The sequence below is a fragment of the uncultured Roseobacter sp. genome, assembly GCF_947496515.1.
Taxonomy (GTDB): Bacteria; Pseudomonadota; Alphaproteobacteria; order Rhodobacterales; family Rhodobacteraceae; genus Roseobacter.
This window is the reverse complement of record NZ_CANMDB010000010.1, coordinates 43469-70397: the sequence shown is the minus strand read 5'-3', so window position 1 is coordinate 70397 and position 26929 is coordinate 43469. Positions and strand designations below refer to the sequence as shown.

Sequence of the window (26929 nt, the reverse complement as noted above, 5' to 3'; positions counted from 1 at the left end):
CATGGTGCTTTAAACCGGCGGCGGCGCAAAGCTCTGCGCGTTGGCGCGGGCCCAGCGTTTGCGGTAGTCCGCGCCGATGTCCTCTTGCGTGTTGAGCAAAAAGCCCTCGGGCAGGTAGGGGTAGGCCTCGCTGCCTTCGGCCATTTCCTTGTCGCCCAAGCGCACCATGAGGTGTTGCGGCATGAAGTCACCGGGATGGTCCAGACCGGCGGCCCCTGTCATTTCGCCAAGCGCTTTCAGCGTGTTGTCATGAAACCGGGCGACGCGCTTGGACTTGGAGCCCACGTCCAGCGCCCGCTGGCGGACGGGATCCTGGGTCGCGACGCCAACGGGGCAATGGTTGGTGTGGCAGGCCTGCGCCTGAATGCAGCCAATGGCGAACATGAACCCGCGCGCCGAATTGCACCAATCGGCGCCGAGCGCCAGCGCGCGGGCGATGTCAAAGGCAGAGACGATCTTGCCCGCGGCACCCACGCGCACCGAGGTGCGCAGGCCCGCTCCGCGCAGCGTGTTGTGCACGAAGGTCAGCCCTTCGGTCATCGGCATGCCCATGTGGTTGGAAAACTCCACCGGTGCAGCACCGGTGCCGCCTTCGGTGCCGTCCACCACGATGAAATCCGGCACGATGCCGGTTTCCAGCATCGCTTTGACCATGCACATGAACTCCCGCCGGTGCCCGATGCACAACTTGAAGCCCACCGGCTTGCCGCCCGACAGATCGCGCAGCTGGCCGATGAACTGCATCATCTCGATCGGGGTGGAAAAGGCCGGATGGGCGGCGGGGGAGACGCAATCCTGCCCCATGGGAATGCCGCGCGCCTCGGCGATCTCGGGCGTGATCTTGGAGGCGGGCAGCATGCCGCCGTGGCCGGGCTTGGCACCCTGGCTGAGCTTGAGTTCGATCATCCTGATCTGCGGCAGGCTGGCGGTTTCGCGAAATTTGTCGGGGTCGAAATTGCCATCGGCCGCGCGGCACCCGAAGTAGCCGGAGGCCACCTGGTAGATGAGATCGCCGCCGCCCGCCCGGTGATAGCGGCTGACCGAGCCCTCGCCGGTGTCATGGGCGAAACCGCCCAGCCGCGCGCCGGTGTTCAGCGCCTCGATGGCGTTCGCGGAGAGCGAGCCGAAGCTCATGGCGGAGATGTTGTAGAGCGAGGCGTCATAGGGCTGTTGGCAATCCGGGCCACCGATCCTCACGCGGAAATCGGTGTCTTCGATGTGTTTGGGAACGACCGAATGGGTGACCCAGGCGTAGCCCGCATCATAGACGCGCATCCGGGTGCCGAAGGGGCGTTTGTCCTCCTGCCCCTTGGCGCGCTGGTAGACGAGGCTGCGCGCGTCCCGGGAGAAGGGTTCTTCATCCTGATCGGATTCGATGAGGTATTGGCGGATCTCGGGGCGGATACCCTCGAAGAGAAAGCGCATGTGGCCCAGCACGGGATAGTTGCGCAGGATCGAGTGATCGGGCTGGCGCACGTCGTGCACACCGAGCAGGGTGAGGGCGGCAAAAAGGCCGAAGGGAATGAGCATCCAGGTCGACCAGATCATCGCCGCCAGGGCGAAGATCAGCGTGGCCAGTGCGACACCGGCAAAGGGCGCGTAGCGCATCATGGAGCCGGGGTCGGGCATCTGTCTCTATCCTGTTCAGAGAGCGAGATATTTTCGCCCTGTCGTGATGGTGCTGCATGCGGCGCTTTTAGGCAAGTCTGAGCCACCTGCCCCGGCGTCACGCTGCACCGGGCGCTGTAATCGGTGTTTGGCGGTTTCCACTCTTTCTTAATCGGCGTAAGTCACTAGAGTATTAAAAAGCAGCCGAGATCCGGGTGGGTCCACCGGCTGCGACGGAGTGTGTTTGATATGACCCCTTTTGCCATCGCCGGTGTGCAAATGTACGTAAATCCCCTGCAATCGAATGTAGAGGGGATGGTTCAGCGGCTGGATGTGCTGATGGCGCGGTTTCCCTGGACCCAGATGGTGCTGTTTTCCGAGCTTGCGCCCTATGGCCCGCTCGACCGGTTTGCGCAGCCACCGCAAAACGAAGCGCTGGAGACATTCTGCGCCGCCGCGCGCAAGCACCGGGTCTGGCTGATACCGGGCTCGATGTTCCTGCGCGATCCGGAGACGGGGGTCATCCTGAACACCGGCGTGGTGATCAACCCCGAAGGCGAGATCATCCGCCGCTATGCCAAGATGTTTCCGTTCCGCCCCTATGAGGCGGGCATCGGGGCGGGCACCGAATTTTGCGTCTTTGACGTGCCGGAGGTCGGGCGGTTCGGTCTGTCGATCTGCTATGACATCTGGTTCCCGGAGACCACGCGCGAGCTGACGGCCCAGGGTGTGGAGGTCTTGCTGCATCCGGTGCTGACAGGCACGACCGACCGCGATGCGGAGCTTGCCATCGCCCGGGCGACGGCAGCGCAGTTCCAGTGTTACGTCTTTGATGTCAATGGCTTGGGCGCGGGTGGTGTCGGGCGCAGTCTGGTGGTGGATCCCTCTGCGCATGTGCTGCATCAGTCGGCGGGGCAGGAAGATATGTTCCCCATCGAGATCGACCTCAACATGGTGCGGCGCCAGCGCGAGACCGGCATGAAGGGTCTGGGCCAGGTGCTGAAGAGCTTCCGCGACCGGTCGGTAGATTTCTCTGTTTACGACCGCAACAGCGGCACGGACGCCTACCTGAGCACGCTGGGGCCGCTGGAGATCCCGCAGCAGGGGTCGCGCGCGGGGCTGCATGTGGATGTGGCGCCACAGGCGGTCGCGGATGTTGCGGGCGCGGATTTCAAAGGCGTGGCCATCGACACCACAGCGGGCGCGCGCCTGGTGACACCCAATACCAACGCGGCTCCGTTCAAGGAGCCCACCCCTCAACCACCGAAGGAAAATCTTCGGGGGATCGAAAAACAAACGGGCGGATAGATCGCTGATCACCGCCCGGGGCCGCGGGGGTCCGGACGGGAGAGGTGTCGTCCGCACAGCGGAGGACGACCCATGCATGCGATCAACGATTACTCATCGGCGTTACAACTGCGCTCCGACCGGTGGAGCGCCTTGCGCGAAGCCTCCGGTGCGCTGGTGCGAAACGACAAACCGGGGCGCACGGCCAAGCTGCGCCAGGAGGTGCAGGCGCTCTTTGAATCGCTGGCCGTGATCGAGCCCTACTGGGCGTTTCCGGGCATGACCGCCTTTGATCACATGCGCCGTCAGTTCGAGCATAACAAGCTGGAAGATCTGGCCTTTGCGGTCGGGCGGGTCACCCGCGCGCTGACCACAGGGGCCTACCGGCGGCGGCACATCCCGCTGGAACGCGACAGCATCGACCAGGATGAGCAGGACGATGAGGCGATGCTGCCGCCCGAGGCGCGCGCGCTGGCCAAACCCTATTTCGAAGTGCTGATCGTCGATAATGTGAACGAGCATCAGGAGCGCTGGCTGCGCAGCAACGTGCAGCGGATGCGGCGGCCGGAGGATCCCTTTGCCTATGAGGCGCTGGTGGTGCCCAGCGTGGAGGACGCGCTGGTTGCGGTGCTGTTCAACCACAATATTCAGGCCATCGTGGTGCGCCCGGGCGTGGTGCTGAAATCCAAGATGGACCCGGAGATCATCGAGCGTTTCATGCAGCGCGCGGGCGGTCAGACCGAGATCGACAATATTGCCGATAACTACGGACCAGAGCTGTGCCGTCTGGTGGCAAAGGTCCGCCCGGAGCTTGATGCCTATCTGGTGACGGAGCGGTCGGTGGAGGAGATCGCGGGGCTGGATCTGGGGATCTGCCGGCGGGTCTTTTACAACCAGGAAGACTTCATGGAGCTGCACCTGAACATCCTGCGGGGGGTGCAGGCGCGCAACAAGACACCGTTTTTCAACGCGCTGGTGGAGTATTCCAAACAGCCCACCGGTGTGTTCCACGCCATGCCCATCAGCCGCGGCAAATCTATCTCGCGCTCCCATTGGATCCAGGACATGGGGGCCTTTTACGGGCCCAATATCTTTCTTGCGGAGACGTCGGCGACCTCCGGCGGGCTCGACAGTCTGCTGGAGCCGCACGGCCCCATCAAGGAAGCGCAGGAGCTTGCGGCCCGCGCCTTTGGTGCCAAGCAGACCTTCTTTGCCACCAATGGCACCTCGACCTGCAACAAGATCGTGGTGCAGGCATTGGTGCGGCCCGGCGATATCGTTCTGGTGGACCGCGACTGCCATAAGTCGCACCACTACGGGATGGTGCTGGCGGGCGCGCAGGTCTGTTATCTCGACAGCTATCCGCTGGATCAATATTCGATGTACGGTGCCGTGCCGCTGCGCGAGATCAAGCACCAGCTTCTGGCGCTGAAGGCGCAGGGCAAGCTGGACCGCGTGCGGATGCTGCTGTTGACGAACTGCACCTTTGACGGGCTGGTTTATAACGTCGAACGGGTGATGGAAGAGTGCCTCGCCATCAAGCCGGATCTGATTTTTCTATGGGACGAGGCGTGGTTTGCCTTTGCCCGGTTCAACCCCACCTACCGGCAGCGCACGGCGATGGCCGCGGCTGACACGCTGCGCGACCGGTTCCGAACCGACACGCATCAACGCATGTATGAGGCACAGCAGTCGGTGCTGGAGGGCTGCGATGACGACAAGCTGCTCGACACACGGCTGATCGCACCGCCCAACGCGCGCGTGCGGGCCTATTCCACCCAGTCCACCCACAAGACACTGACATCGCTGCGGCAGGGGTCAATGATCCACGTCTACGATCAGGATTTCAAAGGAGAGGTCGAGCAGGCGTTTCACGAGGCCTATATGACCCATACCTCGACCTCGCCCAACTACCAGATCATCGCGAGCCTCGACGTGGGGCGCAGGCAGGTGGAGCTGGAAGGGTTCGAGTTTGTCCAGCGCCAGATCGAGGCCGCGATGTCGATGCGGAGGGCGATCATGACACATCCGCTTTTGTCCAAGTATTTCAAGGTGCTGACTGCGGGTGACATGATCCCTGATCAGCATCGGCAATCGGGCATCACCAGCTATTACGATGCCCAGCAGGGCTGGACCGATATGTGGGACAGCTGGGCGCAGGATGATTTCGTACTGGATGCGACACGGGTGACGCTGTCGGTGGGCGGCACCGGCTGGGACGGTGACACGTTCAAGACCGATATCCTGATGGATAAATACGGCATCCAGATCAACAAGACCTCGCGCAACACGGTCCTTTTCATGACCAATATCGGCACCACGCGCTCGTCGGTCGCCTATCTGATCGAGGTTCTAGTGGAGATCGCCAAATCGCTCGACGAGCTGATGGACGACGCCAGCCGGATGGAGCGGCGCGCCTTCGACAAACGGGTCCAGAACCTGGTGGAGGACCTGCCGCCGCTACCTGATTTCAGCCGGTTCCACGATGCGTTTCGCGCCTGCGACATCACCAGCGAGGGCGACATCCGCTCTGCCTTCTTTCTCGCCTACGACGAGGAGAAGTGTGATTACCTCGACATCAACGGATCACTGGGGGCGGCGCTGGAAGCGGGGGAGGAGGTCGTCTCGGCCAGCTTCATCATTCCCTATCCGCCAGGCTTTCCGATCCTCGTGCCGGGGCAGGTCGTCAGCCGGGAAATCCTCGCCTTCATGCTGGCGCTGGATGTGAGCGAGATCCACGGCTACCGGCCCGATCTGGGCCTGCGGGTCTTTACCAAAGCGGCGCTGGAGGAAATGATCAAGGCGCGGCCAATAACCAAAAAACTGGCCCAGGTGGCTGAATAAATCCCAACGGAGAGGACAAGACCCATGACCGCAACGGTTCTGAAGAACATCTCGGAAATCCGCCGGTATTTTCACCGCAACGAGGAGCCCGTCTACTTCATTTCAGCCACGAATTTCAACCTGTTGGGCATCGACGAGTGGGTGAAGAACTTCAAGTACATCTGCTATATCGACTGCTACGGCGGCAAGCATCCCAACGTCTTCTGCCCGTCCGAGCAGCCGCACGCGGAGTTCCAGTCCATTGAGGACATCAACAACTATCTGCTGCAGCACAAGGAGGTCATCGACTTCATCAAGCGGCGCGGCGGCAAGCCCAAGTTCGTCTTTCTGATGTTCGATGATGACACCGAGCGGCTGTCGAAAGAGTTGGGCGCGACAGTCTGGTTCCCGAAGGCCAAGCTGCGCAGCAAGATGGACAACAAGATCGAGACCGTGCGCATCGGCAACAAGGCGGGCGTGCCATCGGTGCCCAATGTGCTGGCGGAGGTGAAGGATTACCCGGATCTGAAAAAGACCTGCGAAAAGGCCAAGATCGGGCATGATCTGGTGTTGCAGTCTGCCTTTGGCGACAGCGGGCATACGACGTTCTTCATCAAGTCGGAGGCTGATTTCCGCCGCCATGAGCACGAGATCGTCGGCGAGGGCGAGATCAAGATCATGAAGCGGATCGACTGCCGCGGTTCTGCCATCGAGGCCTGTGCGACGAAGGAAGGCACCATCGTCGGCCCGCTGATGACGGAACTGGTGGGGTTCAAGGAGCTGACGCCCTACCGCGGCGGCTGGTGCGGGAACGAGATCTTCTCCACCGCGTTCACGCCCAAGGTGCGGCAGGAAGCGCGCGATCTGACCTTCAAATTCGGCGAGCAGCTACGCAAGGAAGGCTATCGCGGCTACTTCGAGCTTGATTTCCTGATTGACAAGAAGAGCGGTGACATCTGGTTGGGGGAGCTCAACCCGAGGATCACCGGGGCGTCGTCCATGACCAACCACGCGGCCTTTGCCCACGCGGATGCGCCCTTGTTCCTGTTCCATTTGCTGGAGTTCTCGGCCAAGAAATTCAATCTGGATGTGGATGAGCTGAACGCCCGCTGGGCGGACCCCAAGAACATCGACAGCTGGTCCCAGATGGTGATCAAGCACACCGATGACAGTGTGGATATCTGCACCAGCGCCCCCGAGACGGGGATTTACCGGATGCTGGAGGACGGGCGCGTGGTCTATGACCGCTTCGACTATCACCGGCGCGCGGTGGAGAGCGAGAACGAAGCGTTTTTCCTGCGGATCCTCGGGCCCGGCGATTACCGCTATGAGGGGGCGGACATCGGCATCCTGGTGACGCGCGGGCGGTCCATGACCAAGGGTTTCCAGTTGACAGAGCGCTCCAAGCGCTGGATTCACGGCATCAAGCAAGCCGTGACGGCCAAGCCATTGCCGACCGCGACGGCGCTGTCGGATCCGGCGTTCAAGATCCTCTGACCCAGAAAGGACCGCGCACCCCATGTTATGGCGCGCCGTGAGTGAAGAGACGCCCGGGCCGAAATGGTCCGGGCTCTTTGCCGAATACTGGCCCGACTACAAACGCTGGTGGCTGAAGGAGGGCGAAGAGATCCGCCCGACCTATGCGGAATCCCTGCGCGCGCTGAAACAGCACATGCCCGAGATCGTGCCGCTTTACGAGGAGATGTGCGAACTGGCGGGGGGCGGTGATCTGGCGGCGCGGTTTTTGTCATTTTATTGTCCGCCGCCCTATCTGGCGGGGTGCAGCCAAGCGATCTGGACAGGCCGCGAACCCGTGATGGTGCGCAACTATGACTACAACCCCAATGCGTTCGACAGTGTGGTGCTGCGGACGCGCTGGCAGGGGCGGTCGGTCATGGGCACGTCGGATGGTCTCTTTGGGCTGGTGGACGGGGTCAATGACGCAGGGCTCGCGATCTCGCTTACCTTTGGCGGGCGACGGGTCGTGGGGGAGGGCTTTGGCGTGCCGCTCATTCTGCGCTACGTGCTGCAGACCTGCGACACGGCGGAGCAGGCGGGGGCGGCGCTGGCGCGGATCCCCACGCATATGAGCTATAATGTCACCGTGCTGGACAAGAAACGCCAGTATCTGACCGCGATGATGGCGCCCGACCGTCCGACGGTGATCACCCATGCGGCGGTCGCCACGAACCATCAGGAAAATGTTGAATGGGTGAGCCACGCGCGGTTCACCGCAACGGTGGAGCGCGAGCGCTTCCTGTTGCACCGGCTGACGCTGCACCGCGATCCTGAGGAAAAGTTCATCGGGGCCTTCCTGAAACCGCCGCTCTATTCCACGGCTTTCGCCGCCGGGTTCGGTACGCTCTACACGGCCGTCTACCGTCCGCGCAAGCAGCAGATGGAGCTGCGCTGGCCCGGCACGGTCTGGTCGCTGGGCCTGAAGGAATTCGCCGAAGGCGGGCGGCGCATCCTGCTGCCCGGTGCTGCATAATTTTTTGGCAAGTCCATTTTTTATTCAATAAAAACAATACGTGCGTCCGCGGTGCCGCTATATCTGCTTGCCAAATCTTTGCCGGTCTCCAACAACAGGGACCATAAAAACAAACCGGGGAAAATACACATGAGAAGCACCACCACATTTTTGTCCGTCGCACTCCTGCTGTCGAGCACGGCTCTGGCCAGTGCAGAGACATTGCGGTGGGCCCGTGCGGGCGATGCGCTGACACTTGATCCGCATTCCCAGAACGAAGGGCCCACCCATACGATCCGCCACCAGATCTATGAGCCGCTGATCATCCGCGACGTGACCGGCGCGTTTGAGCCGGCGCTGGCCACCGACTGGGCACCATCGGAGACGGATCCCAACGTCTGGGTCTTCAACCTGCGGGAGGGTGTGACCTTTCACGACAGCGCTGCGTTCACGGCGGAGGACGTCGTCTTCAGCTTTGAGCGGGCCAAGCAGCCGAACTCTGACATGAAAGAGCTGATCGGTTCCATCACCGAAGTGCGCGCGGTGGATGACTACACCATCGAGATCGTCACCGACGGGCCGAACCCGATCCTGCCATCGAACCTGACCAACCTTTTCATCATGGACAAGGACTGGACCGAGGCTAATGACACGGTCGCCGTGCAGGATTTCGAGGGTGGCGAGCTGACCTTTGCCACCACCAACACCAACGGCACCGGCCCCTACATCGTGCAGAGCCGCGAGCAGGACGTGCGCACGGTAATGACCCTGAACGAGAACTACTGGGGCATCGACCAATTCCCGCTGGACGTGACCGAGATCGTCTATACGCCCATCCAGAACGCCGCGACCCGTGTGGCCGCGATGCTGTCGGGTGAGATTGATTTTCTGCAGGACATGCCGGTGCAGGACCTTGAGCGGGTCAACAACGCCGACGGTCTGGTGGTCAAGCAGGCGCCTCAGAACCGGGTGATCTTTTTCGGGATGAACCAGGGCGCCGAGGATATCGAGGCCGACAATGTCGATGGCAAGAACCCGCTGGGCGATGTGCGCGTTCGGCAGGCGATGTCCTTGGCGATCAACCGCGATGCGATCCAGCAGGTGGTGATGCGCGGTCAGTCTGAACCAGCTGGCATGATCGCGCCGCCTTTCGTGAACGGCTGGACCGAGGAAATGGATGCGTCCTCCGCCACTGATCTCGACAAGGCCAAGGCGCTCATGGCCGAGGCGGGCTATGAAGACGGCTTTTCGATCCGGCTCGACTGCCCGAACGACCGCTACATCAACGATGAGGCGATCTGTCAGGCCGCCGTAGGGATGCTCGCGCAGATCGGGGTGACCGTAAACCTCGATGCCAAACCCAAGGCGCAGCACTTCCCGCTGATCACCGATGGCAAGACCGACTTCTACATGCTGGGCTGGGGTGTGCCGACTTACGATTCCGAGTATATCTTCAACTTCCTCGTTCACGGTCGGGAAAGCGATATCGGCACGTGGAACGGCACCGGGTTCGATAACGACGATCTGGACGCCAAGATCAAGTCGCTTGCCTCCAACACCGATCTGGAAGCGCGCGATCAGGCCATCGCCGACATCTGGAAGGTGGTACAGGACGAGCAGCTCTACATCCCCGTGCACCACCAGGTGCTGAACTGGGGCATGGCCGAGCGTGTCGGGATCGAGGTGGATCCAGAGGATCAGCCCAAGGTCAAATACTTCGAGATCAACTGATCCGATGGGGTAGGCTCATGCCTGCCCGACTGACAGCTTATGCGTGGCCCATGGGGCCGCGCATTCCGCCATTGTGAAAGGATCCTGCATGTTTCGTTTTCTGTCCGTCACTGCCGCCGTTCTGCTGAGCGGCTCGGTCGTTGCCGAAGAATTCCGCTGGGCCGAAACGACCGATCCGCAGACCATGGATCCGCATGCGGTGAACTCTTCGCCCGTTCTGGGCTTTCTGGGCAATGTTTACGAAGGGCTCGTGCGGCGGGGCAAGGATATGTCCATCGAACCTGCCCTGGCCACGGCGTGGGAGCCGATTGGCGCGGGCGAGGGCTGGCGGTTCACCCTGCGGCAGGGCGTGACGTTCCACGATGGCAGCCGTTTTGACGCGGCGGATGTACTCTTTTCCTATGAGCGCGCGTCCTCGGACGCGGCAGATACCAGCAGCTGGTTTGCGCCGGTGTCTGATGTGGTCGTCGTGGATGATTACACGGTCGATATCATGACCACGGCGCCCAACCCGATCTTTCCCGACAGCATCGCCAACTGGATGATGATGGATGCGGGCTGGGCCGAGGCCAATGCCGCCACCCGGCCCGATCCCGAGAACGGCAACCACGCCACGCTCAACACCAATGGCACCGGCCCGTTCCGCGTTACCGCGCGGGAGCCCGGGCTGCGCACGGTGCTGGAGCCTTTTGACGGTTGGTGGGGGGAGGCGGAACACAATATCACCCGGGCAGAGTTGACGCCCATTCAGAACCCGGCCACCGCGGTCGCAGCCTTGCTGTCGGGCGACGTGGATTTCATCAACCCGGTGCCCATCCAGGATGCCGCCCGGCTGGCCGCGAATGAGGGCGTGAAAGTCATCCAGGGGATAGAAGCGCGCGTGATCATGCTGGGCTTTCCCCATGAGGCAGAGGCGCTGAAATACTCCGCCGAGACGGAAGGAAACCCCTTTGCCGACGCGCGCGTGCGGCAGGCGGTGGCCCATGCTGTCAACGTGCCCGCCATCCTGCAGACGATCATGCGGGGCAATGCGGAACCGGCGAGCCAGTTGGTCAGCCCCGCGATGCGGGGCTATAGCGCCGGGCTTGCCGAGCGGCCTGTCTATGACCCCGACCGCGCCCGCGCGCTGCTGGCCGAGGCGGGCTATCCGGACGGGTTTTCCTTTGGCCTCAAGTGCCCGAACGACCGCTACCTGAACGACGAATCCGTCTGTCAGGCGATCACGGGAATGCTGGCGCAGGTGGGTCTGCAGGCCACGCTGGATGCGATGCCGGTACAGAACTACTGGCCTGAGCTGCGCGCCGACAACTACGATATGTACTTGCTGGGCTGGTCCCCGGGGACCTTTGATGCGGAACACCCCATTCGTTTTCTTGCCGCCACACCGGACGAGGCGGCCAAGCTCGGCTCCTGGAACTTCGGGGGCTATTCCAACGATCGCGTCGACACGCTGCTGCCGCAGATTCAGTCGGAGATTGACGACGCCGCACGGCAAGCGATGCTCGATGAGAACGCGGCCATCCTGCAAAAGGAAGTGGCCTATGTGCCGCTTTACGTCCAACCGCTGGTCTGGGGCGCCCGCGCCAATATCGAGCTGACGCAACGACCGGACAACTTCTTTGTCCTGCGGTGGGTGACGGTCAACTAGATGCTGGCTTTCGTCATCCGCCGGGTGCTGCAGTCGCTGCTGGTCCTGCTGGTGGTGGGGGCGGTCGCCTTTTCCATGTTCCGCTTCGTCGGTGATCCCATCGACAACATGCTGGGGCAGGAGCGCACGCAGGAAGACATCGACCGGCTGCGCGGGCAGCTTGGCCTCGATCAGCCGTTCGTGGTACAATACGTGAAGTTCCTGCAAGGCGCCGTTCAGGGCAATTTCGGTGTCAGCTACCGCCAGGGGCGGCCGGTCAGCGATATCCTGATGGAGCGTGCGCCCGCCACGCTGGAACTGGCTGCGGTTTCGGGGGTGCTAGCCATCGGGATCGGCATAGCCCTCGGCGTCTTCACGGCCATCAGGCGGGACGGGTTTGCCGCCAACGCGATCATGTCGCTGTCGCTGATCGGGGTGTCCCTGCCGACCTTCCTCATCGGGATCCTGCTCATCTACCTGTTCTCGGTGGAGCTGGGATGGCTGCCCAGTTTCGGACGGGGCGAGACGGTGCGCATTGGCGGCTGGACGACCGGGTTTCTGACGGAAAGCGGGCTCAAGGCGCTCATCCTGCCGTCGATCACCCTGGGGCTCTATCAGATGACGCTGATCATGCGGCTGGTGCGCTCCGAGATGCTGGAGGTGCTACGGCAGGATTATATCCGCTTTGCCCGCGCCCGGGGCCTGCGCGAACGCGCCGTCAACTTCCGCCATGCGCTCAAGAACACATTGGTGCCCGTGATCACGGTGACGGGGTTGCAGCTGGGGTCGATCATCGCCTTCGCCATCATCACGGAGACGGTGTTTCAGTGGCCGGGTGTCGGCCTGCTCTTCATCAACGCGATCCAGTTCGTGGATATCCCCGTCATGGCCGCGTATCTGATGCTGATCTCTGTGATGTTCGTGGGCATCAACCTCATTGTGGATCTGCTCTATTTCGCAATCGACCCGCGGCTGCGGGCGGATAAAACGGCGGCGCACTGATGGCTGAGATTTCCCCTTCCCCGGTCGAGCCGTCGCGTCTGCGCCGCGCATTTGACAGCGATTTCGCCTATAAGTTCCGCACGTCTCCCGTGGCTGTCGTCTCGGCCACGGTGGTTTTGTTGATGGTGCTGAGCGCTGTTTTCGCGCCGCTGATCGCGCCTTACAACCCGTTTGATCCGGGCTCGCTCAACCTGATGAACGGGTTTTCCAAACCGATGGAGCCCAATGCCTTCACGGGTGATACCTTCTGGCTGGGCACCGATGATCAGGGGCGGGACGTGTTCTCGACCATCCTCTACGGCATGCGGATTTCGTTATTCGTAGGGGCGGCGGCGGTGCTTTTTGCGATGGTGCTGGGGGTCACGCTGGGGCTGATCGCAGGCTATCTGGGCGGCTGGACCGAGACGATCATCATGCGCGTGGCGGATGTGCAGCTGACCTTTCCGGCCATCCTCGTGGCGATGCTGATCTTTGGCATCGCCAAGGGCGTCACACCGGTGGAGTACCGCGATCAGATGGCGATCTGGGTGCTGATTCTGGCGATCGGGCTGAGCGACTGGGTTCAGTTTGCGCGCGTTGTGCGCGGGGCCACGCTGGTGGAGAAGAACAAGGAATACGTGCAGGCCGCGCGGCTGATCGGGCGCACCAAGGCGGCGATCATGCTGCGGCACATCCTGCCCAATGTGCTGTCGCCGGTGCTGGTGATCGCGACGATTTCGCTGGCGCTGGCGATTATCGCGGAGGCCACGTTGAGCTTTCTGGGCGTCGGCGCGCCCCCGACACAGCCCAGCCTCGGGACGCTGATCCGCATCGGGCAGGGGTTTCTGTTTTCCGGGGAATGGTGGATTTTGCTCTTCCCCGCGGTGACGCTGCTGGCGCTGGCACTTAGCGTCAACCTGCTGGGTGACTGGCTCCGCGATGCGTTGAACCCGAGGTTGCGATGATGCGCGCTTTCACTCCGTTTATAGTCTTCTTTCTATGGACAGCGCAGGGGTTCGCACTTTGCTTTGGCCCATCATTCTATGAAAGTCCGCCAACCGAGCCATATAGCGGTGCCCCGAATATACCTTACTGCCTATCTGAATACAGCTACTCCGGCAGGCACAGTTGTGACGACTGGGAGTTGCAGAGCTACATTGATGAAGTGGACCAATACATTTTTGAACTGAATCAATATGTGAGTGAGTATCAGGGCTTTGCGATAGCTGCGGCTGAAGCCTACGAGGATGCAGGTGACTATGCGGAGTGCCTTGCGGCTGAAGCGACGGAGCTGTTCAATTGAAGCCTGTCCTTTCCATCCGCGACCTGACGGTCGAGATCCCCACGCGGCACGGTATCCTGCGGCCTGTGAGCGGTGTTTCCTATGACATCGAAGCGGGAGAGATCCTCGGCGTAGTGGGGGAATCCGGGGCGGGCAAGTCGATGGCGGGCAATGCGGTCATCGGGCTTCTCAGCCCGCCTGCGCATGTGGCGCGCGGAGAGATCCACGTGAACGGGACCCGGATCGATCAGCTCAAAGGCGATGCGATGCGCAGGCTTCGGGGCAAGGAAATCGGGATGGTTTTTCAGGACCCGCTGACCTCGCTCAACCCGCTTTTGCGCATCGGCGATCAGCTGACCGAGACGATGCAGGCGCATCTGGGCATCGGCCAGGCGGACGCGCAGCGGCGCGCCATCGCAGCGCTGGAGGAAGTGGGCATTCCCGGCGCGGCGGAGCGGGTGAACAGCTACCCGCATGAGTTCTCGGGCGGGATGCGGCAGCGGGTGGTGATTGCCCTGGCGCTCTGTGCCGAGCCGAGCCTGATCATCGCCGATGAGCCCACCACGGCGCTGGATGTCTCAGTGCAGGCGCAGATCATCGCGCTGCTGAAACGGCTCTGCCGCGAGCGTGGCACGGCGGTGATGCTGATCACCCACGACATGGGCGTGATCGCCGAAGCGGCGGACCGGGTGGCGGTGATGTATGCGGGTCAGTTAGCGGAGCTTGGCCCGGTGCGCGAGGTGCTGACCACGCCGCACCATCCTTACACCCACGGGCTCATGGGCTCGACACCACTTGCCTCGAAGGGCAAGGCACGGCTGCATCAGATCCCCGGGGCGATGCCGCGGCTCGATGCGTTGCCGGACGGGTGCGCCTTTCATCCCCGCTGTCCGCACGCCGTGGATGCGTGTCGCGCTGATCCCGGGCCCAGGATAGACACGGGCAGCGCCCGGGCGGCCTGTCTTTTCCCCCTCGTGCAGGAAGGCGTGGCCTGATGGCGCTCGTTGATATTCGCAATCTGACGCGTGTCTTCGACGTATCGAAACCCTGGCTCAACCGGGTGGTGGAGCGGCGCGACAAGGCTTATCTGACCGCTGTTTCGGACGTCAGTTTCGAGATTGCCGAGCGTTCGGTCTATGCGCTGGTGGGCGAGAGCGGGTCGGGCAAATCCACCATTGGCAAGATGCTGGTGGGGCTTCAGGGGCCTACCTCCGGCGCGGTGGAGATCCGCGGTACGGATCTGGCGCGGGAACGCGATGCGGCCAAGATCGACGCGGTGCGGCGCGATATTCAGATGATCTTTCAGGATCCTTATGCCTCCCTCAACCCGCGCTGGAAGGTCCGCGACATCATCGTGGAGCCGGTGGCCGCGCGCGGCGGTGACACCGCTGGCATGGCAGAGCGGCTGCTGGAGCAGGTGGGGCTGTCGGCGCGTGATGCGGGCAAGTTTCCGCATGAGTTCTCCGGCGGTCAACGGCAGCGGATCTGCATCGCGCGGGCTCTGGCGTCCGAGCCCAAGCTGATTGTCTGCGACGAGCCGACGAGCGCCCTCGATGTCTCGGTGCAAGCGCAGGTACTGAACTTGATGAGCGATCTGAAGGATGAGTTCGGGCTGACGTATCTTTTTATCAGCCACGATCTGACCGTGGTGCAGCATATGGCGGACCGGATCGGGGTGCTCTATCTGGGCAGGCTGGTGGAAGAGGCCAGCCCGGATCAGCTCTTTGACGATCCCAAGCATCCCTATACCCAGATGCTGCTGGCGGCTGCGCCCAAGCTCGATGCCTTTGGCCGGGATGTGTCGCCTCCCACGGGTGAAATCCCTGACCCGATCAATCCGCCCAAGGGCTGCGCCTATCACCCGCGCTGCCCGTTGGCGGCGGAGATCTGCAGCGCGGAACGGCCCGAGATGCGGGATATCCGAGGCGCGCGCGTGGCGTGCCACATGGCGGAATAGCGCGCGGCGATCAAAAGGGTGCGAGGGGCGAGCCCGTCAGGCGGCGCGTCAGCCTTAGAGACCCGGCGTCTTGTGCAGGTCTCCCACTGCTTCTGCGCATGGCCGAAACGGTCCGACCCATCCTCGGCCGTGGCGTCAGGCGCGTGTTGAGCGGGCAGGCCGGGGTTGATCAGATACCCGCAAAGCCCGATGACACCACGATCCGCGTGAACCTCGAACGATCCGTCATCAAGCACACTCAGCCGATGGGCGCGCCTGTCAGGGTCACCTGTTCGACGGTCGCCTAGCGCAGGGCACGGGCGGCCAGATCCCGCGCCAGATCGAGGATGATCTGCCCCCGGGCCGTGGCGATGGCCCCTGCGCCGCCCGCGGGATCGAAGGGAACGGCCAGATCAAAGAGGCCCGCGCGTTCGCGGCGTCCGTCACCGACGGCGACGAAATACTGCCCCCGAGCGCGGAAAGTGCCGGTTTCTTCGGCGGTCAGTGTCTCAAACCGGACATCGAGCCTTGCGTCGGGAAAGCTCTCCAAGGGCCAGGGAGCCGAGGCGACGGTCCGCCCGCTCAGTTCTGCCAGATGCCGGGCCAGCGCCAGCGAGACAGCGCGCTCCGGCGTATCCGCCCAGAGACCGTCACCAACCGTGGCGAGCCGCCCCCCCTCATCTTGCAGCGAGATCTCATCCGAGGCGGCATAGGCGGGGAGCGAGACTTCGCGGATCTCCACGGTGCGAAAGGCGATGCTCTGGCGGTCTGTGGCCGCAGGGGTCGGCACCACGTAGCGGTCCGGTGCTGCGGTGCACCCCAGCAAGCTGGCCAGAACCAGCGGTGCCCATACCTGCCTGAGAAGTGTCATGCTCTATCGTCCCCTGATCAATGCGCTTGGGTTGCGTTCCAGAAGCCGCAACAGAGAGGTCAGCGCGTCAGCGGCCTGTGATATGTCCCGGAGCGCCGCCTGAGCGTCCCGGCTGATCACGTCGCCCTTGTTATAGCCCTCGATGGTGCGGCTGGCCTGATCGACCACCAGCGTGATCCGCTCGACCAATGCGGGCAGATCCTGGCTGGAAAGAGCGACTGCGTCCGCGGCTTCGCGGGCCGAGGCCAGTGCCGCGTTCACATTGCCCACGGCGCCCCCCTCGCGCAGCTCGCTCAGGGTGAGGTTCAGCTCCCGCAGGGCAGCACCGAGCGAGGCGGGCAGATCCTGAGCCGCGGGGGTGCCAAGGATCGCGTCAGCGGAGCCCAGCAGCTCGGTCAGCTGCAGGGTCAACTCTTCCAGCGGCATCGCTTCGGCCTTGGCGGCCACGGCGCTGAGATTGTCGATCAGTTCCGGCACGCCGGACACCGAAGCACCCACGGATCCCGCGGCCTGCGTGGCCGCGTCGATGGCGCCGATGATCCGTTCCACCGCCTGGCCTTGTTCGATCTGGGCCAGAATACCTTCGATCCGGGCGAGGGCCGCGTTGACCGAAACGGGGATGTTCTGCACCTCGTCCGAGGCGACAATGCCCCGCAGATCGGCGACCAGGGCCTGTACCTCCAGCGGTGCCGCGCGGACGGCCTCGCTGGTCAGGAGCGCCTGGGCGTTCTGCATGAAGCCGATGGCGCTGTTGAGCAGCTCCTCGATCGGCAGGCTGTTGATGCGGCTGAAGACACCCTCGACCGTCGCGGCGGCATCCGACACGCTGCTGGCGGTGGTGGGCATGATGGCAATGGCGTCGGTGGCGACGATGATTTCCCCGGGCTCTGCGTCTTCGATCTCGACCAGTTCGACCTTGAGCCCACCGGTCAGCAGGCTGGCCGACGCCAGCCTTGCGCGCAGCCCCTCACCCACCCGGTCGCGCAGAAAGCTCAGTGCGCGTTCCGGCGTCATGACCTCCTGCAGCCCCAGCCGCGCGGGCTGGATTGCGATCACAACATCGAGCCGCACCTGATTGTCGCCGAAGGTGTCGGGATCGACGATCCCCGACAGGCTTTCCACCGAGCCGATGCGCAGCCCGCTCCATTCCACCGGGGCGCCGATGCTCAGACCCGAGACGTTCTCCTCAAAAATCATCCGCAGTTCCAACAGGTCGGTTTCTGAGGCATTGAACACACTGTTGCGTGCCGTGGTCTGATCCGCAAAGACCTGAAAGACAGTCCCGTCCGTTACGGCCGCGCCGCCGGAGACAAAGGTGTCAAAGGACAGCCCTCCCCCGATCAGGGTCGCGATGGAGGAGAAATCCACCTCCGCCCCCGATGGGCCCAGCGAGACGCTGAAACCCGAGGTGTCCCAGAACCGGGTCGACCGCGTGATCAGTTTGCCATGGGGTTCATAGATGATCGCTTCGGCGATGGCATAGGTGCCTGAGCGCGAGATCCGCGCAGGGCCGACGCGCCCGACCTCGATCCCGCGAAACAGGATCGGCGCGTTGTCGGTCATTGACCCGCCCGGCGTGCTGCGCAACGCCAGTTGCAACCCGCCCTCGCCATTGCGAAAGAGGGGGGCGGTCTCCAGTCCGCGGAAACTGTCGCGGGGCGGGCCCGGGTCATTATCCCAGGACCCTTCAATGAAAATCCCGCTCAGCACCGTATCCAGCCCCGAGACGCCCTGCACGCTGACCTCTGGCCGCACGACCCAGAATATGGCGGCATTGTCGACGTAGGGCGCCATTTCGGTATCAAGGCGGATGATGGCCTGGACACCTTCCAGACCCTCGGCAAAGCTCAGTTCCTCGACCACGCCGACGGTGACATCGCGAAAACGCAGCTCCGTCTGACCGGCGACGATGCCGGAGCCATTCTCGAACTGAACCGAGATCAGCGGCCCGCGGCTTGCGTAGGATTGCCATGCGACCAGCAAGGCGATGACCAGCGCAATGAGAGGGATCATCCAGACCATGGAAGCACGCTCGAACAGGCCTTTGCGCGCGGGCTCTATGGGCACTGGGGCGGGCGCATCACTCATTGACGGCTTGGTCCTTTGTCCTGCTGCGCGTCCCAGATCATGCGGCTGTCAAATGCCTGTGCCGAGAGCATGGTAAAGATCACCGACAACGCAAAAAATATACTGGCAACCCCGGGGTTTATCGACACCAGTACCTTGAGTTGCACGAGCGAGGACAGGATCGCAACCACAAATATGTCGATCATCGACCAGCGCCCGATGTATTCGACCACCTCGTAGAGCAGCTGCCGTTGGCCTTTTGAGACCGCGGACGGGCGCGTGACCGACAGGGCCAGAAAGGCAATCGCGATGAATTTCCCCACGGGGATCGCGACGCTGGCCAGCAGGATGATCAGTGCCACGCCCGGGCTGCCGTATTCATAAAGCTCGATGGCGCCGCCGACGATGGTGTCTTCCTGAACGTAGAAGAGCGTGCGTGTGCTCAGCATCGGGTAGAGGTTGGCGGGGATGTAGCACATCAGCCCCACCAGCCACAGCGCCCAGACCCGTTGCAGGCTCTTGTGGTCGCGCCGCATGATCGGCTGGCCGCAGCGCGTACATTTGGGGGTCCCCTCCGGCCAGACCTGATGGCATCGGGTGCAGGCGGTTACACCCAGATCGGCGGCATTCAGGATTTGCGGGGTTTGTTCAGCGCGTTCCATACCGACCATTTACACAGATAATTATCCTGTATCACCAAAAGCACAACCAGCATGACAAACATCCAGAAGGCGGGCCCGAATGTCACATCCGCCAGATCGCTGACCTTGATCAGCGCCACAGCGCAGCCAATGGCAAAGATTTCGGCCATGGACCAGGGCCGCAGCCCCTCGGCAAGGCGAAAGGCGCGGGCCGCGTGACGCGCGGGCGGGCGGTCGCGCACGATGGGCACCAGCACGTAGAGCGACAGCAGCACCCGCGCCAGTGGCACAAAGATGATCAGCGCCGCGGTGGCCAGCGACAGCACGATCATCGGCCCGTCGCTGAAGGCAAGGGCCGCATCCAGTACGGAGACGGAGTTGCGCGCGCCCGCGACAGCGATCGACAGGAAGGGAAAGACAGTGGCCGCGGTGATCAGGATCACGATGGCCACCGACAGCGCGATGATCTGCAGGCCCGCCTTGCGCCGGGGCATGATCAGCACCGTGTGGCACCGTTGGCAGACCGCGCGCTGCCCGCTGGCGGGTTTGCTCAGCGCGTAGACCGCATCGCAATGGGGGCAGACGATCAGGTCGTCCCGGGGAATCGGTGCAGGTTCAGCGTTCATGAGGGCACCCTACACCGGCTCTGTGCTGCCGCACATGGGGGTGGCGGGCATCTGCCTCTGATCATGGTCCCGGGTGCAGTGAGCGGCCACCAACACGGCACTGGCGTGAGTGCCGCGTGCTTGAACCAGAAGCATTCGGAAACGGGCGGGCTTCGGGCGACACGGCATGACAGGTATTCTGATGTGACGTGCCTGATGTCAGCGCCCGTTGACGGTCTTCCCGGGGCGAAAGCCACCCAGTTTGCCCGCTCGCGCAGTTCGGTTATTCTCATGCGAACACATGCGCGAATTCCCGCCCGCTCTTCATGTAGCAGGTCAAAATACGCGATGGATGGTCAGTTCCGGTTTCTCAAATTGTCGTGATGGCGTTGTGATGTCCGCTTGAGGATCGACAACGCGTGAACGGTATCTGGAATAGAGCTTGATTTATATACAATATAATCAGTTAGATAGGCGTGCACCGGTCTGGCTTGGCTGGTGGCGCAGAAATAAAAATCCGGGCTGTTGGGTTAATAATTCTTTACAGCAAGGGGGATGAGCGGTTTTCTACTCATGATTAGTAACGCGACGACGAAGACGATTTCCGGTGGGGGTATTTTATGCGGTTGGCCAGCATTTTCGGGGCTTCGGTTAAGTATTTCTTGATTATAGCTTTGGTGATGGGGCTCGCAATCGTGGCTCCCGAGCCCGCAGCCGCCGAGACCGAGGTTGTCCCGGGTGTCAGCACCTCCGTTGGTCGGTTGTCGCGCAATCGCCGGACTGGCAACACGGATTTCGTTATCACGATCCGAAACGATTCGACTGCCGCAGTGGCGGCGCCGATCTTTCTGGAAATTTCCAACCTTGGGAGCGCCGGATCCAGCGCTGCCCTCGTTGGTTTCTCGCAGACTGCGGATGGGGTGTGGGTCGTCCCGCTCGACAATGCCTTGCCACCCGGCAGCCCGATAGAGCTCAACCTGTCGGTCAGCGGCCTGGGACGAGAGCGGCTGAGCTTTGACGCGGCGATCACCCGCACGGCCAGTTCCAATACGCCGCCGATTGCAGAGGCGGGGCCCAATGCGGTGGTCACGATCGGACAACCGGCAGTGCTGGACGGCACCGGTTCGTCCGATGCAGATGGTGACGCGCTCAGTTACGCCTGGACGCTGATCCAGCGACCCGTCGGATCATCCGCAGCCCTGACAGGGGCTGCCAATGCACAACCCACGCTGACCCCTGACGCGGCCGGAACCTACGTGGCAGAACTGGTGGTCAATGATGGCACGGATTTCAGCGCGCCGGATCAGGTGACGCTGACAACGGGCAACGCAACGCCTGTCGCCGATGCTGGTGCAGATACCAGCGGCACGGTGGGCCGTCAGGTCACGCTCTCGGGTGATGCCTCCACGGATCCCAACGGCGACAGCTTGACCTATAGCTGGCAGTTGGTCAGTCAGCCGCAGAACAGCAGCATCTCCCCGACCTCGACGGGGGTCGATTTTGTTTTCACGCCGGATGTTGCGGGATCCTTTACGGCCCAGCTCACGGTCTCCGATGGTCAGCTGACCGACACGGACACGGTGTCCATTGCTGTCGATGTCAACCAGGCGCCCACCGCGGTTGCCGGTGAAAATGCGTCCGTGTCGCTGAATGATCTGGTGATGCTGGACGGCTCGAACTCCACCGATCCGGAAGGGGATCTGCTGACCTACGCATGGTCGCTGATCAGCCGCCCCGATGGATCGACCGCGAGCCTTGATGACGCCACCAGCCCGCTGCCTAAATTCACCGTGGATGCGCCCGGTACCTATGTGGCGCAGCTGATCGTCAACGACGGGCAAAGCGATTCTGCCCCCGATACCGTCACCCTCAGCACGCAGAACGTACCCCCCGTGGCCAATGCGGGGCCTGATCAGTCGGTGGCGCTGGCAGCGACCGTGAGCCTGGATGGCTCGGGGTCGTCAGATGTGGATGGCGATCCGCTGAGCTATGACTGGTCGTTTACCTCCCTGCCGTCGGGTTCTGTCGCATCGCTGAGTGCGCCCGCAAGTGTGATGCCCAGCTTCGTCGCTGATGTGCCGGGTACCTATGTGGTGCAGCTGGCGGTTTCGGACGGGACAGAAACGCGTTTTGATACCGTCACCATCAGCACGCTGAACACGGCGCCCGTTGCCGATGCCGGCGATGACCAGAGCGATGTGGTGGGTGCCACGATCACGTTCGACGGCACCGGTTCGTCTGATGCCGATGGCGATACGTTCAGCTTTGCGTGGGCTGTCTCCAGCCGCCCTGCGGAATCCACGGCCACGCTCTCAGGGGCGGGCAGCGCCGCACCGCAATTGACGCTGGATCGTCCCGGCACTTATGTGATCCAGCTGATCGTGAACGATGGTCAGGTCAGCTCCACCGCCGACACGGTCACCGTCACCACCATCAACTCGCGCCCCGTGGCCGATGCGGGCGAGGGGCTTGAGGCCTTCGCGGGTCAGACCATCGAGCTGAACGGTCTGGGATCTTCTGATGCGGATTTCGACGATCTTAGCTATAGCTGGTCGCTGATCAGCGCGCCGGATGGCTCCACCGTCGGGATCGGTGATACAGGCGCGGCGGAGACAACGCTGCGGCCCGATCTGGTCGGGACCTATGTGGTGCAGCTGATCGTGAATGATGGCACCGTCGACAGCGGGCCTGATACGGCGGTCTTCGACATTCTTGCACCTCAGGCTTTGCTGAGCGCCACACCCCGCAGAGGGGCGGCGCCGCTTGATTTGACGCTGTTCAGCGAGATGCTGGGCGGTTTCGGTCCTTACACTTATCAATGGGACAACGGCGTCAGCCTTCAGGGGTTCAACCGGACCTTTGCGGAGCCGGGCACCTATGACGTGTCAGTCACGATCCAGGACAGCAGCGGCTTTACCGCCACGAAGACCGAGATCATCACGGTTCTGATCGGACCCACCGTCGACGCCGATGCGACGCCCACAACCGGTACCGCGCCGCTGCAGGTCAGCTTTTCCGCCTCGGCCGCGGATGCGGATGGCAGTGTGACCCGCTATCAGTGGGATTTCACCGACGATGGTGTCTTCGACTTCTCCGATGCCTCCTCGGCCAGCACGCAATTCACCTACTCCAGCCCCGGGCTCTACGTGGCGCGGCTGCGGGTGACGGATAACGACGGGCTCAGCACTGATGACACGGTCACCATCGCCGTGGGCGAGCCGCCGGTGCTGAACGCAGGGGCGACACCGCTGACCGGCACGGCACCGCTGGAGGTCACCTTTACCGCCAGCGCCAGCGACCCCGATGGTCAGGTCGTCCGCTTTGAATGGGATTTCGAGAGCGACGGCGTTACCGACTACACCTCGGCCACGGACGGCAACACAACTTATACTTACCAGACCGGCGGAATTTTCAATGCCACGGCCCGGGTGTTCGACAACGACGGCCTTCTGGCGGAACGCTCCTTCATCGTGTCCGTTGAGGGCCCGCCCGTGTCGCTGCCACGGGCCTTCCCGCTGAGCGGCGAGGCCCCCCTGACGGTGACCTTCTTTGCCTCGGGCTCGGACTTTGATGGCTCACCGGAATACTACGACTGGGATTACAACGGTGACGGCAACATCGACCGGCGGCTGATCGCCTCGATGAACTCTACCTATACCTACAACACGCCGGGCACCTATCAGGCCGCTTTGACGGTGGTCGACGACGATGAGCTGAGCGACACCAAGACGGTGGAGATCACCGTGTTGCCCTCCACCGGTGGCGGCCCGACCGAACCGCTGACCGTGAACGCGCGGGCGGTTCCCGACAATGGCGGTGCGCCCTTGCAGACGCGGCTGATCGGGGAAGTGCTGACCTTTGACGAAGACATCGAGACGCTGAGCTGGGACATTGACGGCGACGGAACGGTCGATTTCACAGAGCCGGGTGCCGCGACCGAACTGATTGGTGGGAGGCTGGACATCGGCAGCTACTCAAACCCTGACTACGCTGATCTGAACGGTGACAGCGTCCCGGATATGATCCTCGGGAACTCGAGTGGCCTGCTGTATGTCTTTATCAACCAGTCCTCCGACCCTGCGGTTGCGCGTTTTGACATATCCGACCGCGTGCTGCTTCAAGCCACCGATCCGACCACCAACAACCTCTTGACCGTGGATGTGGGCAGCTATGCCGCCCCACTTTTCTACGACGTCAACGGAAATGGCCGGCTTGACCTGCTTGTGGGCAACTCCAGCGGGACCCTCCGCTATTACGAGCGGAACGGCCCGGCGGCAGCACCCACATGGATCGACAAAGGCCTGCTGAGCTTTGATACGGGAACGACGATCGACATTGGCAGCTACGCAAGCCCGGCGGCGATGGATTACGACAATGACGGTGATCTCGACCTCATCGTCGGCACTATTGACGGACAACTGCGGCTCATCCGTCGAGGTGGCACCACAGTGCAGCCTGTCTGGGTAGACCAGGATCTGATCTCCGACACTGCCGGGACGACCATAGACATCGGCAGCTACGCTGCACCGCGGGTTCATGAGGCGAGCGGCGATACCCTGCTCGATCTCTACGTCGGGAATTCCTCGGGACAGGTGTTCTTCTTCCGGAATGCCGGGACCGCACCATCCCCTGCGTGGGAGCCCGCGGTGACCGTTCTCAACAACACGGGCACGCTGGATGTCGGCAGCTACGCGGTCCCCAGCTTCCTGAACATGAACGATGATGCAGCCCCTGAACTGGTGATCGGGGACAGCTCCGGCAACCTGGACGTCTACGAAGTCGAGAGCGCGGCGCAAACGCGGTTTCTCCAGGCCTACGACGAGATCGACGTTGGCAGCTACGCAGCGCCCGCCTTTTACAATCGCGACGGTGACAGTGACTTTGATCTGATCATTGGCGACAGCAACGGGACGCTCACCTTCATCGACAACAAAGGCACCGACACTGCACCACAGTTCCAGTTCGGCGAAAAGGTCAGCTATCCGATTGTACCGGCGCCGACTGATCCGCTCGCGCCGACGACGGCTTTGGTGGATGTGGGCAGCTACGCCAACCCGACCGCATATGACTATGAGAGCGACGGCGATGTGGATTTCTACGTCGGCAACAGCTCCGGCCAGATCTTCCTGTTGCGGAATGTCGGGGCGCCGGGTGCGCCGGTCTTTGAGGCGCCGGTCCTTGTCACCTATCAAAGCGGCAGCACCATTGATGTGGGCAGCTATGCAGCACCCGTCTTCTTCGACATTTCGAACGATGGGCTGCTCGACATGCTGGTGGGGGACTCCTCCGGCAACATCGAAGTGCACGTGAATACCGGCACCAATGCTGTCCCGGCTTTCGTCACGCGCAGCTTCCTGCAGGACCGTTTCGGCACCACAATAGATGTGGGCAGCTATGCGGTACCCGTCTTCTTCGACTATGACGGCGATGGCAGTACCGAGCTGTTCGTGGGTAATAGCAGCGGCCTGGTCTATCTCTTTGAGACCACCGCTGGTCCGACGCCACAGTTCGAATTGGTGGATACAAATGTCCTGAATTTCGATGTCGGCAGCTACGCCAACCCCGCCTTTGCGGATCTCGACGCGGATGGCGACAGCGATATCGTCATCGGCAACTCTTCGGGTCTGCTCTATGACTACTTCCAACGCGGTCAGGTTGCGGTCAGCTACACAACACCGGGCACCTTCAGGCCTGTCTTTACCGCGACCGATATCCTTGGCCAAAGCCGCAGCGCGCAGGTGCCTGTGATCGTCGGCCCCGCCGGTGGACCAACTGCTGTGTTGCGTGCCGATGTGACGGAAGGGCCCGCACCGCTTGAGGTAACCTTTACGTTCGATGGGTCGGACGCCGATGGCACGGTGCAGTCTTTCGCGATCGATGTGGACGGCGACGGCACGGCGGACTTCACCGCCACGAGTGCCGGGACCTACACGCATACCTACGAGGGCGCGGGCAGCTTTACCGCTGAGTTGGTGGTGACCGATAACGATGGTCTCACATCGACGGCCACCCAAGTGATCGAGCCCAGGTTTGAGCTGACGACCACCGTGGCCGCCAGCAGCTTCAACCCCATCGGCGGTGAAACGGCGATCATCAACACCGCGATCAACGGCGCTGCCGGTCAGGTCCAGGTTGATATTGTGGACGGGGCAGGCGTGCTGGTCCGGCGGCTGGTCAGCAACCTCAGCCGCGATCCCGGCACCTATCAGGACGCGTGGGATGGCCGGGACGAGAACGGCAATCTGGTGCGGGATGGTGCCTACTATGTGGTGGTGTCGGTCACTGTGAACGGCGAGACAGAGGTCTTTGACGCCCGCAACACCGCTGTTTTCGAAGAACTGACGCCCAGCCGGTCTTTCACCCGGAACTTCAATCCTTACGAAGGCGTGCCGGTGGAGGTTGGCTACACGATCCCGTGGCCTGCGGAAGTGTCCCTTTACTTCTGGACACGGCTGCCGGGCGGTTTCAGCGCCGACACGATCGGGCCCGTGCGCACCGTCTTCTTGCGTCTGCCGCGACCTGCGGGCACCTACACGGACGTCTGGGACGGGTTTGACGACAACGGCGTCGTGGTTGAGCCCGACCGGCAGTATCCGGTCACCCTGTGGCTCTACCGTCTGCCGGAGAACACCATCATCGTGACCGGGAACCAGCCCGAGATCACGGCGGTCGGTGTGAGCCCGCAGTTCCTCAACCCCGTCTTTAACCCATATTCCTCGGGTGGGGCGGCAACGGCCAGTGTCGCTGTGACCATCGACAAACCTGCCACGCTGGTGCTCGACGTGCTCAATTCCGAAGGGCTATCCGTGCGCCGCATCACCGCATCCAACCGTGCCGCGGGCGCCAATGTGGTGACCTGGGACGGACGCGATGCGGAGGGCAACTTCGTCGCCCCGGACATCTATTCCATCGGTGTCGTGGCGGTCGATGCCAGCGGTAACCGGTCGCTGCCAAGGTATGGCACGACCGTGGTCCGGTACTGAGGGGGCGTAAGGGTATT

18 protein-coding genes are annotated in these 26929 nt (G+C 62.6%); 13 read left to right on the top strand and 5 right to left on the bottom strand.

Going from position 1 to position 26929, the window contains the following annotated elements; translation table 11 throughout:
- Window positions 1-9 precede the first annotated feature (9 nt).
- Complete coding sequence (locus tag Q1A53_RS16650) at window positions 10-1611, bottom strand: FMN-binding glutamate synthase family protein (RefSeq protein ID WP_299968917.1); 1602 nt, start codon at window positions 1609-1611, stop codon at window positions 10-12.
- Window positions 1612-1857: 246 nt separating this feature from the next.
- On the opposite strand from Q1A53_RS16650, the gene Q1A53_RS16645 reads away from it, so the two are divergent.
- The 12 genes from Q1A53_RS16645 (at window position 1858) to Q1A53_RS16590 (ending at window position 16053) form a co-directional block, all read left to right on the top strand.
- The gene (locus tag Q1A53_RS16645; RefSeq protein ID WP_299968770.1) at window positions 1858-2916 is read left to right on the top strand and encodes a carbon-nitrogen hydrolase family protein; all 1059 of its coding nucleotides are present in this window, start codon (window positions 1858-1860) and stop codon (window positions 2914-2916) included.
- Window positions 2917-2988: 72 nt separating this feature from the next.
- Window positions 2989-5739 (top strand): aminotransferase class I/II-fold pyridoxal phosphate-dependent enzyme, encoded by a 2751-nt coding sequence (locus Q1A53_RS16640; protein WP_299968769.1) that lies wholly within the window; start codon window positions 2989-2991, stop codon window positions 5737-5739.
- On the top strand, window positions 5740-7215 hold the full coding sequence (locus Q1A53_RS16635; RefSeq protein ID WP_299968916.1) for a biotin carboxylase: 1476 nt from the start codon (window positions 5740-5742) through the stop codon (window positions 7213-7215).
- Between the two features lie 22 nt (window positions 7216-7237).
- Window positions 7238-8209, top strand: coding sequence for a C45 family peptidase (locus Q1A53_RS16630; protein ID WP_299968768.1), 972 nt, complete (start codon window positions 7238-7240; stop codon window positions 8207-8209).
- Window positions 8210-8338: 129 nt separating this feature from the next.
- Entirely contained in the window at window positions 8339-9919 is a 1581-nt protein-coding gene (locus tag Q1A53_RS16625) for an ABC transporter substrate-binding protein (protein ID WP_299968767.1), read from the top strand.
- Between the two features lie 88 nt (window positions 9920-10007).
- Window positions 10008-11567, top strand: coding sequence for an ABC transporter substrate-binding protein (locus tag Q1A53_RS16620; RefSeq protein WP_299968766.1), 1560 nt, complete (start codon window positions 10008-10010; stop codon window positions 11565-11567).
- Entirely contained in the window at window positions 11568-12548 is a 981-nt protein-coding gene (locus tag Q1A53_RS16615) for an ABC transporter permease (RefSeq protein ID WP_299968765.1), read from the top strand.
- Window positions 12548-13492 (top strand): ABC transporter permease, encoded by a 945-nt coding sequence (locus Q1A53_RS16610; RefSeq protein WP_299968764.1) that lies wholly within the window; start codon window positions 12548-12550, stop codon window positions 13490-13492. Before Q1A53_RS16615 ends, Q1A53_RS16610 begins: the two co-directional genes overlap by 1 nt.
- On the top strand, window positions 13489-13830 hold the full coding sequence (locus Q1A53_RS16605) for a hypothetical protein (RefSeq protein WP_299968763.1): 342 nt from the start codon (window positions 13489-13491) through the stop codon (window positions 13828-13830). The genes Q1A53_RS16610 and Q1A53_RS16605 overlap by 4 nt, the downstream gene beginning before the upstream one ends.
- Window positions 13827-14804 carry an ABC transporter ATP-binding protein gene (locus Q1A53_RS16600; protein WP_299968762.1) on the top strand — a complete coding sequence of 326 codons (978 nt, stop codon included), beginning with the start codon at window positions 13827-13829 and terminating at the stop codon, window positions 14802-14804. Before Q1A53_RS16605 ends, Q1A53_RS16600 begins: the two co-directional genes overlap by 4 nt.
- Window positions 14804-15766, top strand: a complete 963-nt coding sequence (locus Q1A53_RS16595; protein ID WP_299968761.1) for an oligopeptide/dipeptide ABC transporter ATP-binding protein — start codon at window positions 14804-14806, stop codon at window positions 15764-15766. The genes Q1A53_RS16600 and Q1A53_RS16595 overlap by 1 nt, the downstream gene beginning before the upstream one ends.
- Before the next feature lie 98 nt (window positions 15767-15864).
- Entirely contained in the window at window positions 15865-16053 is a 189-nt protein-coding gene (locus tag Q1A53_RS16590) for a hypothetical protein (protein WP_299968760.1), read from the top strand.
- On the opposite strand, the gene Q1A53_RS16585 is transcribed toward Q1A53_RS16590, so the two are convergent.
- From Q1A53_RS16585 to Q1A53_RS16570, 4 genes are read right to left on the bottom strand one after another with little or no spacing between them, the layout of a single operon-like run.
- Complete coding sequence (locus Q1A53_RS16585; protein WP_299968759.1) at window positions 16050-16616, bottom strand: ABC-type transport auxiliary lipoprotein family protein; 567 nt, start codon at window positions 16614-16616, stop codon at window positions 16050-16052. The genes Q1A53_RS16590 and Q1A53_RS16585 overlap by 4 nt on opposite strands.
- Window positions 16617-16619: 3 nt before the next feature.
- A complete protein-coding gene (locus Q1A53_RS16580; protein ID WP_299968758.1) occupies window positions 16620-18704 on the bottom strand; it encodes an MlaD family protein in 2085 nt (694 codons plus the stop codon).
- Window positions 18701-19354 (bottom strand): paraquat-inducible protein A, encoded by a 654-nt coding sequence (locus Q1A53_RS16575; protein ID WP_299968757.1) that lies wholly within the window; start codon window positions 19352-19354, stop codon window positions 18701-18703. Before Q1A53_RS16575 ends, Q1A53_RS16580 begins: the two co-directional genes overlap by 4 nt.
- A complete protein-coding gene (locus tag Q1A53_RS16570) occupies window positions 19312-19950 on the bottom strand; it encodes a paraquat-inducible protein A (protein WP_299968756.1) in 639 nt (212 codons plus the stop codon). Before Q1A53_RS16570 ends, Q1A53_RS16575 begins: the two co-directional genes overlap by 43 nt.
- Before the next feature lie 659 nt (window positions 19951-20609).
- Between Q1A53_RS16570 and Q1A53_RS16565 the strand changes: the two genes are divergently transcribed.
- Window positions 20610-26912, top strand: a complete 6303-nt coding sequence (locus Q1A53_RS16565; protein WP_299968755.1) for a PKD domain-containing protein — start codon at window positions 20610-20612, stop codon at window positions 26910-26912.
- The last annotated feature ends 17 nt before the right edge of the window (window positions 26913-26929 follow it).